Annotated in this window: 8 protein-coding genes; 1 reads left to right on the plus strand and 7 read right to left on the minus strand. The window is 74.5% G+C overall.

Annotation, left to right across the window (positions count from 1 at the left end; all coding sequences use genetic code 11):
* The first annotated feature begins 164 nt into the window (after positions 1–164).
* Entirely contained in the window at positions 165–731 is a 567-nt protein-coding gene (locus ACFVIM_RS14415) for a DUF4291 domain-containing protein (protein ID WP_384301031.1), read from the plus strand.
* Between the two features lie 19 nt (positions 732–750).
* Here the strand turns inward: ACFVIM_RS14415 and ACFVIM_RS14420 are convergent, their stop codons facing one another.
* The 7 genes from ACFVIM_RS14420 to ACFVIM_RS14450 all read right to left on the minus strand — a co-directional run bounded on the left by ACFVIM_RS14420 (position 751) and on the right by ACFVIM_RS14450 (position 10,244).
* Positions 751–1,038, minus strand: a complete 288-nt coding sequence (locus ACFVIM_RS14420) for a hypothetical protein (protein ID WP_384301032.1) — start codon at positions 1,036–1,038, stop codon at positions 751–753.
* Positions 1,035–3,161, minus strand: a complete 2,127-nt coding sequence (locus ACFVIM_RS14425) for an ATP-binding protein (RefSeq protein ID WP_384301033.1) — start codon at positions 3,159–3,161, stop codon at positions 1,035–1,037. The genes ACFVIM_RS14420 and ACFVIM_RS14425 overlap by 4 nt, the downstream gene beginning before the upstream one ends.
* A 5-nt stretch (positions 3,162–3,166) precedes the next feature.
* Positions 3,167–5,038 carry a hypothetical protein gene (locus ACFVIM_RS14430; protein ID WP_384301034.1) on the minus strand — a complete coding sequence of 624 codons (1,872 nt, stop codon included), beginning with the start codon at positions 5,036–5,038 and terminating at the stop codon, positions 3,167–3,169.
* Complete coding sequence (locus tag ACFVIM_RS14435) at positions 5,035–5,574, minus strand: hypothetical protein (RefSeq protein ID WP_384301035.1); 540 nt, start codon at positions 5,572–5,574, stop codon at positions 5,035–5,037. Before ACFVIM_RS14435 ends, ACFVIM_RS14430 begins: the two co-directional genes overlap by 4 nt.
* Positions 5,575–5,704: 130 nt before the next feature.
* Positions 5,705–6,841, minus strand: coding sequence for a hypothetical protein (locus tag ACFVIM_RS14440; RefSeq protein WP_384301036.1), 1,137 nt, complete (start codon positions 6,839–6,841; stop codon positions 5,705–5,707).
* The gene (locus ACFVIM_RS14445; protein ID WP_384301037.1) at positions 6,838–8,829 is read right to left on the minus strand and encodes a hypothetical protein; all 1,992 of its coding nucleotides are present in this window, start codon (positions 8,827–8,829) and stop codon (positions 6,838–6,840) included. The genes ACFVIM_RS14440 and ACFVIM_RS14445 overlap by 4 nt, the downstream gene beginning before the upstream one ends.
* A 2-nt stretch (positions 8,830–8,831) precedes the next feature.
* Entirely contained in the window at positions 8,832–10,244 is a 1,413-nt protein-coding gene (locus ACFVIM_RS14450) for a hypothetical protein (RefSeq protein ID WP_384301038.1), read from the minus strand.
* Positions 10,245–10,246: the final 2 nt, after the last annotated feature.

The raw sequence follows: 10,246 nt of genomic DNA on the forward strand, positions 1-10,246 counted from the left end.
TCACGGGGGAACGATCCCGGCGCGCACCTCTCCCCGCGCGGACCGGCCGCGGTACGGGTACGGGTACGGGTACGGGGTGGGACCGGGCGCGGAAGCTCCCGCAACACGCCGTAAGGGAGAAAACGGTTCGCCTCGGGCCGTCACAGGCTGGCAGGGTGCGGCACATGGTTCCACAGCGTCAGATACGCGCTCAGTACGACTCCCGGACGATCGTCATGTACCAGGCGTACGCGCCCGCCATCGCCGATCCGTCCGTGCGGGCCAACCGCTTCGTACCGCCCTTCTCGTTCGGCCGGATGACCTGGATCAAGCCGTCCTTCCTCTGGTTGATGCACCGCAGCAACTGGGCTCAGAAGTCGGGCCAGGAGCGGGTACTGGCGGTCCGGATCACCCGCGAGGGGTGGGAGGAGGCGCTGGCCGCCGGGGTCCTGACCACCTCCGACCCGGCGGCGGTGGCCACGGCCCCCGTCCATGTGCAGTGGGACCCGGAGCGCTCCCTGCGGGGCGCGGCGCTCAACCACTACAGCATCCAGGTCGGCGTCAGCCGCGAACTGATCAAGCGCTTCAACGAGGAGTGGCTGGTGGACCTGTCGGATGTCACCGCGCAGGCCCGCAAGGCCGCCGCCCTGGTGCGCTCGGGGCATGCCGCCCAGGCCCAGCGGCTGTTGCCGTCCGAGCGGGTGTATCCGGTGGGGCGCGAGGTGGCCGGGAGGCTGCGGATCGACGGGTAGCCAGAGCCCTTCCCCGGCCCTACGCGGGGCGTTCCGGTGTCGGGGGCTTCAGCAGGGGCAGGGCGTTCAGAGGGGTGCGGCGCGCCGCCATCGCCACCGACGCGTTCCCCGTCTGGTCCTGCGCGACGATGAGCCGGGGGTCAAGCGCCGCCACGGGCCGCCCGCCCGCGGGCGCGGGTGCCGTCACGGTGACGGGGCCCTTCTGGGCGGTGGTGGCGGTGGCGCACTCATGGGCCATCGCCGGGGAGCCGGGCAACAGGCACCGGGCGAACGAGAGCGGTACGTCGACGGGGAGCATCGGGGTCACCTCGGAGTTCCGTTGTCGGCGAGCAGATCGGCGTACTGGGCGAGTTCGGCGGGCCTCAGCAGCCGGGCCTCGCGCTGGAACTGGCGGGCGACGCCGCGTACCGCGTGGCGCATGCTGATCACGGTGCTGTCGGCGTCGGCCGCCGCGAGGGCCGCGGTGCGGGCGGCGGCGGTGATGCCCGCCCCGGTCATATCGAGGCGGGCGAGGGCGTCGAGGTCGACATCGGCGGCCAGGGGCGCCTCCGGGGGGAAGGCGAGCCGCCACAGACGGCGCCGCTCCGGCGCGGCCGGGCGCGGGAAGTGGATCACGAAGTGGAAGCGGCGGGTGAAGGCCGGGTCGATGTTGTCCTTCAGATTGCTGGTGAGGATCACCAGCCCGTCGCTGGCCTCCAGCCGCTGGAGGAGATAGCCGACCTCCAGGTTGGCGTAGCGGTCGGTGCCGTGCTTGACCTCGCCGCGCTTGCCGAAGAGGGCGTCGGCCTCGTCGAAGAGGAGCACGGCATGACTCTCCTCGGCCTGCCGGAAGGCCACCTCCATGTTCTTCTCGGTCTCCCCCACCCACTTGGAGACGACCTGGGCGAGGTCGACCTTGAGCAGTTCCAGGCCGAGCATGCCGGTCACGATCTCCGCGGAGAGGGTCTTGCCCGTCCCCGGCTCACCGGTGAACAGGGCCTTGACGCCGCCATGGGCGGAGCGCCGGGCGAACCCCCAGCTCTCGGCGATCCGGGGCCAGGCGCGGAAGGCGGAGGCGACCTCCAGGATCTGGTGGGTCTGGGCCTCGGGGAGCACCAGGTCCTCGATGGTGCGCCGGGGCGCGATGGCCTGGACGGCACTGCCGCCACGGCCCCGGGTGACGGTGGCGATGGCGGGTTCGACGTGGTCGGCGACGGGGTCGGGCCGTCCGTCGCCCGCGATCCGTGCCCCGGCGCCCGCGACGGAGGCCACGGCCCGCAGTTCGCCGCCGCTCATCCGGTAGCGGGTGGCGAGGTCGTCCAGGCGGGGACCGTCGAGGCCGGGGAGGGCGGCCGACCACATGGCGCGCCGGTCGCTCAGGCCGGGTGCGGGGAGGGTGAGTTCGGCGTAGGCGCGGGCGGCGAGCAGTTCCCGGGGACGCCACGGCGTCAGCCCGGTCAGACAGACGGGGACCCGGGTGCGGGAGAGCACCTCGGTGACGGTCTCCGCGAAGGGGCGCGTGGCCTCGCCGCGCAGATCGTCGGCGGGGATCCACAGCAGCGCCCCGAGTACGGCGGCGGTACGGGTGTCGTCCTCGGCGTCCCGGGTCAGCCGGCGCAGGGGGCGGTCCGCCGCGTGGGCCAGGGCGAGCACGGTGTCGAGCTGCCCGTCGGGCGGAGTGCCCCAGAGTCCGGCGAGGTCGATGTCACCGTCCGCGAGGGCGCGGCCGAGCCGCAGCAGCCGTTCGTCGGCGAGGGATGGGGAGAGCACCGGGGGGCCGGGCGGCTCGACCTCGCCGGGGTCATGGCCGAGGAGTCCCACATCGCCGCCCCAGCCCAGGAGGTGGCCGAGGAGCCCGGGGCCCAGGACGAGTTCCTGCGCGAGTTCGACCGGGGCGTGGCCGTGGGCGCGCAGCAGTCCGTAGCGGCGCAGGGGTGCGGCGGGCCCGAGGGCGCGGCGGCGGGCGAGCCGTTCGGCGGAGCGGGGGGCGCCGATGGTGAGGAGGAGTTCGACGCTGGGCAGCCGTCGGTTGAGGTTGTCGACGATGTAGGCGTAGATCCGTTCGTAGCCCCGGTCGAGTTCGGGGGCGGCGACGAGGAGGAGGGCGTCCTGGTCGTGGCGGGTGAGGCCGTAGCGGGTGGCGAGGGCGTCCAGGGGCAGGGTGATGCCCGCGGCGGCGGCGCGGCGGCGCAGTTCCCGTTCGGCGGGGGGTTCGGGCGGCGGGGGCGGCCCGGGCCGGGTCAGGGTGTCGGCGAGGGTGTCCGCCTCGGCGAGCAGGACGTCGACCTGTTCGTCGGTGACGCAGTACGGCGTGAGGTCGGGCCGGGTGAGCCGGGCGGCGATCTCGGCCTGGTGCCCGACGGCGGCGCGCAGCGCCTGGTGGAGCGGGGCGAGCCGGATCCTCAGATGCTCCACCGCCAGGCCGGAAGCGGCGTGTGCCGAGGGGGACATGGTGCTCAGCCTCCCGTGAACGTCAGGGTCCGCCCGTGCAGCCAGGGCACGTCGGGGACGTCCGTGAGCAGTCCGGCGCGGAGCAGGTCGGCGTGGCGGCGGCCGAGGGGGACCCGGACGCGGACCTCGGTGGGGGTGGTGCGGACGGTGGCGTCGAGGTCGGCGAGGCGGGTGAGGGCGAGCAGGGGGTCGGTGGGTTCGCGATGGCGCCAGAGGTTCCAGGCGAGGGTGCTCAGGGCCAGGGTGGCGGCCAGGGTGACGGTGCGTTCCAGGGCGGGGTCCGGGGCGAGAGGGACCGCGCGGCGCTCGGTGATCAGGGCGCGGACGAGTTCGGTGAGGCGGGTGGTGTGGTCCGGGAGGGTGGCGGCGAGGCGGGGGGCGCAGGGGGCCGCCGTGCCGGTCCACAGCGGGGTACGGCCGGGCAGCCGGGTCACCGGGTCGCCGCGCAGGGGCCGGACGGCGGTGAGGAAGGGGACTCCGGCGGCGGCCAGTTCGCGGAGGCAGTGGGCGGGGAGCGGGCCGTCGGGGATGAGGACGGGGGGCCGTCCGCAGGCGCGCCAGTGCGGCAGCAGCGCCGGTGTGGTGTCGGTCCAGGCGAGCGGGAAGACGCCTTGGGCGTCGAGGAGGAGCAGCCCGTCATCGGCGCCGGCGCCGGTGAGCAGCAGGGGTTCGGCGGGGTCATGGCCCCGGCCGACCGCGAGCGCGAGGACGGCGTCGAGCACGGGCACCACGGGCCGGGCGAGTCGGGCCAGGGTCACGAGCCCGTCCTCGGGCACGGGTGGGTCGAGTCCGGCGAAGGCGGCGGCGGCCGCTGTGTCGCGCTCGGCCCGCCGCCAGCCGCGTGCGGTGGTGCCGAGCACCTTGTAGGCCAGGGCGGCCGCGAACAGGGGTGCGTCCTCGGCGATCTCGGCGGCGGCCAGCGTGGGGCCGAGGGCGTCGAGGTAGCCGATGCGCGCGAGCGGCCCGGTGAGCAGGAACGGCAGCGCGGACCAGATCTCCGTCTCTCCGGTGGCGCGCGGGGCGCTGACCAGCGCCTCTGGTCGGCCGGTGGCCGTACGGGGAGTGCTGGTGGTCCGGGGTACGGAGACGGCGGGGCCGCGAGCCGGGGTGCCGGTGGCGGCCGGGCCGGTGAGGGTGTCGGCCAGGGCGGTGACGGTGGGCGGGTCGGTCCGGGTGATGTAGGTGGTCAGCAGCGCGGCCAGGGCGGCGGGGTCCTCGTCGGTGAGCGCGGCGGCCAGCCGGGCGCTCAGTTCGGGCGGGAGGGCGTGGGTGAGAAGGGTGTACGCGGGGGAAGCGGGGGGCGTGGGAGACGCGGGAGACGCGGGAGACGCGGCCGGGTCCGGCGGGCGGGCGAGCGCCGCGAGCAGGGCCCCGGCGGCGACGGGATCGGTGCCGAGGACGGCGTCGAGCAGGGTGCGCAGTGTGTCGGGGGGCAGCAGGGCCAGGACGGCGTCGCGTTCACCGCGCGCGGCGAGTTCGGTGAGCAGCTCGGTGGGTGTGGGCGGCGGTGCGGGGGCGGAGGTCAGGGCGAAGGAGTCGGCGAGGGAGTCGGCGAAGGGGGGCGCGGGGGCTTGGGCCGGGTCGTCGGTGGACGGCGCGCCGGTGTCATCGGGGAGGGTGTCGATCCGGGTCTCGTAGCCGCCGGAACCGCCGGGGCGGACCGTCAGCGTGACCGGTCCGGTGATCTCCACATCGGGGCCGTCGCCGTGCAGCACCCGTGCGAAGTGCTCCTCCAGCAGCTCCGGCAGGGCGTCGACGACCCGCTGGACCAGGGCCTTGGGCTCCGGGCCCCAGCTCCAACCGCCGCGCCGGACCACCGTCACCGTGCAGTGGTGCACGGTGATCTCGCCGGTGGTCCGGGCATCGGGCGGGATCACGTCACGGTCTCCTGCTGGAGGCGTCCCGCCCAGCCCGCGGCGAGGACGAGGACACCGTGGACGGCGTTGCTGGTCAGGGTGAGGGGCAGGGTGACCTCGGTCTGCTGGGCCACCAGCGACCCGGTGAGGACATGGGTGCCCTCGCCGTCGGAGACCACGGCGACGACCTGGGTGACGCGGTTGGTGGCGACCGGGAGCTTGATGGTGACACCGGTGGTGCCCAGGGTGATCCCGTCGCTCCAGTCGGCGAGCCTGAGCAGGGTCGGTTTGGGCACGGCGTCCGCTTCGGGGCCCTTGACGACGCCGAAGTCCAGCGGCCGGTCGAGCGCGGCGGGTTCGTCGTCCGCGGCGAGGACGGCGAGGTCGCGGGCGGCCAGCGGCAGGGTGACGAGGGCGTCGTCCTTGTCGAGCGGTACCCGCAGCGGCAGGGCGTCGCCGACGACGGCGCCCACCCCGGTGGGGGTGTCTGCGCCGGTGAGGGCGAGCGCGCCCAGCACATGGCCGGTGACGGCGTGGTAGACGGCGGTCAGGGGCATGGTCAGGCACCGCCCTTCGGCACGGGGCTGGTGTCGGTGGCACGCATGGTGGACCGGGACATGGTCAGGCACCGCCCACCCTTCGGCACCGGGCCGGTGTCAACGGCACGCATGGTGGACCGGGACATGGTCAGGCACCACCCTTCGGCGCCGCGACCGTGGCCAGGACCAGGAAGTCCACCGCCCCGGTCCGCTCCACGACCGTGTTCGCCTTGGTGTCGTGCAGACGGATCCGGCAGCGGACCCGGCGGTCGGCGTCGACGGTGGCCTCCACCGGGCTGGCGAGCGTGGTCCGGTTCGGCAGCGGTGGCACCCGTGGGGTGAGATGGGTGTGGAGGACGACCCGGCCGTCCGCGATCTGTTCCCGGGTGACGCCGGAGGGCAGCGGCAGCAGCATGCCGTCGGTGGCGCTGCCGGAGACCACGAGGGTGCTGCCCACCGACATCCGGCCGCTGAAGCTGCCCGCGATGGAGAGGTTGCCGTTGGCGGCGACCGTCATCAGCGGGGCGACGGTGCCGCCGCCCTGGTAGAGCCCGAAGACCAGACCGGGTGGGTCCCCGCCGGTGAGGACCAGCGCGGGAGCGCCCTCCTCGGGCAGCGGGCCGGTACGCAGGGTCAGGGTGCCCGAGCGCGCGGCGACGGTGTCGGCCCGCACTCCGGCGTAGCGCGGTCCGACCTGCCGGGCCTGGGTCTCCACCCCGGTGAAGCGGCCCTCGCTCCAGCGGACGTAGCCGAGGAGGATGAGCCAGCGGGCCGGGGGTTCGGTGAGGGGCGCGCCGACGTCGGGCGGGCGCTGGTCGGCGACGAGGCGTTCGTCGCCGAGCCGGCCGAAGAGGATCTGGTACGACTCCTCCACCCGGGTACCGGGAGTGCCGGAAGTGCCGCAGGAGTCCGTGGCCGTACGAGGGTCGGGGCGGCGGTCGGCGGCGGTGAGGAAGACGGGATACGGCTCGTCGGTGGCCTGGTCGGCGCCGTTGACCTCCTCGAAGTCGCTCTCGCGCAGGATAGCCGGGGTGTCCACGAGGACCTCGCGGCCGTTGCCGTCGACGGCGCAGCCCGGTGCGACGCTGACCTCGGCGTAACGGTCGTTGGTCGTGGGGTCGGTGCGGGACTCGGTGGTCAGGGCGAGCCCCTCGACGATCCCCCACGCGTGGAGCAGTCGGGCGTGGCGGGCCGCGCTGTCGCGGGCGTAGGCGACGGTGGCGGAGAGATCGGCGGCGGAGAGGACCTGCCCCTCGTGGAAGGCGGGTCGCAGGGGTGCGCTCACGAGCCCTCACCGCTCTTCGGGGGCCTGCTGGAGCGGGTGCGCTTGACGGGTGGCGCGGGCGGGGGGTCGGCCGGTTCGGCGGGCCCGGCGGGTTCGGTGGACGCCTCCTCCAGCTCCTCCAGCCGTGAACCGAGCCGTTCGGGCAGTTCACCGCGGACCTGGCTGACCGCGTCCCGCGCGTCGCCGAGCTGGGCCCGCAGCCCTTCCAGGGCGTGGCTGAGGTCGGCCACGCGGGTGCGCAGCGCGGCCAGTTCCAGGATGCTGTCGGAGACCTCGCTCGGGGTGGTGTACACCTGCTCGTGGAGGGCCTTGGGCGGGGTCTCGCCGGGCGCGGGGGTGAGCAGCAGGGAGAGCATCTTCTCCAGGTCCCCGGTGCGCGGCCAGTCGTCGAGCAGTCCCGCGGTGTACGGGCGGGGTACGGGGTCCTTCTCCGGGATGACGGGTTTCTGGTACGGCGGTACGGGGGCGCAGCAGAGCCGCTGGGCCAGTTCCCGCAGCGGGTAGAGCTTGGGCAGCCACTCCCCGTACGAGGAGCCGCCGGGCAGCACCTGTTCGCGGGTGGCGAAGCAGACCCGGACGACATCGCAGTCCTCGAACTCGACCTGGGCGAGCAGGACGTCGGTGTCGTCGCAGTCGGTGGCCGGGGGGCTGAGGGCGGAGCAGGCCGCGGTGGTGATGAAGCGGCGCAGCGCGGTGGTGAGGCCGGCCGCGGCCTCGGCGAGATGGCGGAGTTCGGCGAGGGTGGCGGTCTCGGTGCTGTCGGCCGGGGGCGCGGGCAGCGGCGGCGGGACGTCGATGGTGGTGATGTCGGAGCGCAGGGCGCACTCGGTGACGCCGGTGGTGCGTTCCAGCCGGGCGAGCAGCCAGTCGCGGATCAGGTTGAGGTCGGCGCGGAGTTCGACGCGCAGGGCGTGGCTGACGGGGGTGCCCTGGGCGAGCAGCCGCAGTTCCAGCGGTGCCTCCCGGTCGCCCTGGCCGTCGAGGAGCCGGGCCGGGGTCTCGGTGACGACGGCGCGGGCGAGGGCGCGGTGCAGGAGCTGGGGCCAGACGGAGTCGGTGTCGGTGCCCGCGAGGCGGGTACAGGCGGTGCCGAGGAGCTGCCGGGCTTCCGGGAGGGTGGCGAGATCGGGGTAGTCCCGGGCGAGTTGGGTCTGTCCGGCCGGGTCGTAGGTGTCGTACCGGGCGATGGCGGCCGCGAGCGCGCGGACATGTTCGGTCATGGCTCGGGCGACGGGTCCCGGCGGGGTGCCGGTGCCCGTGGCGTTGTCGCGGAGCCAGGCCAGGCTGGTGGCGTAGCGCTGGGCGTCGGCGGCGTCGAAGCGGAAGGGGCGGCCGGGGGCGAGCACGGTGGTGTGCAGGGGGTCGAGCAGCAGGCCGAGCCGGCGGTCGCGGGAGCGGACCTGGTCGGCCTTGGCCGGGTCGCCGATGATGCCGAGCAGGGTGCTGCCCGGGTTGTGCCCGTGGTCGCCCAGGTCGCCTTCGCGGATCAGGAAGCGGAAGCTCTCCTGGAGCCGGGAGGGGACACAGCCGGGGGTGGCGCAGGGTTCCTCGGTGGCGTAGGGGGCGACGGGGTCGACGGCGCGTTCCTCGTACCGGATGACCAGGCCGTAGCGGCGGGGGCCGTTCTTCTCGCAGGGTTCGCCGCAGTCGGTGCCGAGGGCGGCGACGCGCTGGTCGCGCACGAGGGCGGCGACGTCGACGCGTTCGGGGCAGGGGACGACGATGTCGTTGCCCGCGCAGTCGAGGGCGTGGCCGGGGCGGACGGTGACCGTCCCGCCGCCGCAGGGGTCGCAGGCGACCTCCAGGCCCCGGATGACGCCGGGCCCGTGCAGGGACCGGTTGTACAGCCGGTTCTTGCCCGCCAGATAGTCGACCAGCAGGCCGAGGTCGTCCTCGGTGAGCAGCTGGCCCGCGAAGAAGCGGGGCCGGACGAAGGCGGGGGGCCGGGTCGAGGCGCCCCCGCAGCCGCATCCGCATCCTGTGGACATGATCAGCGCTCCTTCACGAAGAACCAGCTTTCGAACACGTCGCCGCCCGCGCCCGAACCGGACGTCCACGGTCCGACCCGGGAGGGCGGCAGGTCGCACCCGCCCCGGGTCCGCGCCGCGGCCTCGGCGGTCTCGGGGTGCCCGCAGTCCTCGATGAGGGGGACGCGTCCGCCGACATGGGCGCCGTCGACCGGGCGGCAGCAGCGGTCGAGGAGGAAGGCGGTGCGGACGGTGATGAGGACCCGGTCGCCGTCCTGGAGGGTCTCGCGGGTGTTCTGGCGGTAGCGCAGATGACGGGTGAACTCGTGCCCGTCGTCCTCGGTCGCCCCGGCGGCGCCGGCGCCGCCCTCTCCACCGCCCGCGGGGTCGGGTTCGGTGAACTCGCCGCCCATGTACCAGGTGCCCGCGTTGCGCCCGGCGCCGCCCTCGATGACCTGGAGTTCGACCACGCCGGGCAGCAGCGTGTCCACGCGTACGTCGTCGGAGAAGCGGACGGTGAAGCCGCCGTCGCCGGGGGTGGTGCCCAGCACCTGCTTGGCCTCGTCGATGGTGTACGTATGGCCGTGGATCCAGCTGATGCCGGTGATGACGGTGGGAACGTAAGGGCCGAAGGGGCGCCTGATGTTCATATGGATCTGGCCGGGCCGCAGCGGCCGGGTCCAGCGGACGTCATCGATCCGGGCCAGCCACAGGACCCGGTGGTGGCAGCGGGAGCAGCGGCTGTCACAGCGCCGGTCCTCGGGCGGTTCACAGCCGGTGACCCGGACCGTGTAACACTCCTCGGTCCAGCCGTACTCGCAGTCGGAGGCGTCGGCGCAGCCGTCGTTGTAGACGGCGCGGGTGGGCTCGACGGGCCGTTCGGCGTACTCGATCCCCACCCAGACGGTGTCGGTGTCGCGCTCCTCGGGCGGCAGGGCCTTCCACAGGTCGACCACGCGCCGGTCCCGGACCACGACCTCGTTGCCGTCGCAGTCGACGGCGAGACCGGGGGCGATGACGACGGTGGGCCTGCGGCGGGAGCGCTCGGGGTCGTCGTCACCGCCGCCGCTGTGGTCGGGGCGGGGCTCCTCGGCGGACTCCGCCCCGGCCCCGTCCGACAGGTCGGACGGATCGGACGGGTCGGACGGGTCGGCGGCGGTGACGGAGGCGGCGTCAGCGACGTCCGTACCGTCCGTACCGGCCGCGCTGTCCGCTCCGTCGTCACAGTCGTCGTGCCGGGGCCCCGGCGCCACCCACAGCCCGCAGACCACTCCGTATCCGAGCAGACCGCGCAGCCGCAGTTTCAGCTTCTCGCGCAGATAGTCCTGTTCGCGCTGGAAGTCCCTGGCCCCCAGCATCTGGCCATGGAAGTACCGCAGCCTGCGCAGCGGCGGCACCTCGAACCCTCCGGTCCGTTCGGTCTCTGACTCGCTCATCG

The sequence above is a fragment of the Streptomyces sp. NPDC057638 genome (assembly GCF_042800315.1).
In the GTDB taxonomy this organism is placed as follows: domain Bacteria; phylum Actinomycetota; class Actinomycetes; order Streptomycetales; family Streptomycetaceae; genus Streptomyces.

Excerpts from the sequence above, each read along its gene's own strand:
- ACFVIM_RS14415 (WP_384301031.1), top strand. The coding sequence starts at position 165 with ATGGTTCCACAGCGTCAGATACGCGCTCAGTACGACTCCCGGACGATC.
- ACFVIM_RS14425 (WP_384301033.1), bottom strand. The coding sequence starts at position 3,161 with ATGTCCCCCTCGGCACACGCCGCTTCCGGCCTGGCGGTGGAGCATCTG.
- ACFVIM_RS14435 (WP_384301035.1), bottom strand. The coding sequence starts at position 5,574 with ATGCCCCTGACCGCCGTCTACCACGCCGTCACCGGCCATGTGCTGGGC.
- ACFVIM_RS14445 (WP_384301037.1), bottom strand. The coding sequence starts at position 8,829 with ATGTCCACAGGATGCGGATGCGGCTGCGGGGGCGCCTCGACCCGGCCC.
- ACFVIM_RS14450 (WP_384301038.1), bottom strand. The coding sequence starts at position 10,244 with ATGAGCGAGTCAGAGACCGAACGGACCGGAGGGTTCGAGGTGCCGCCG.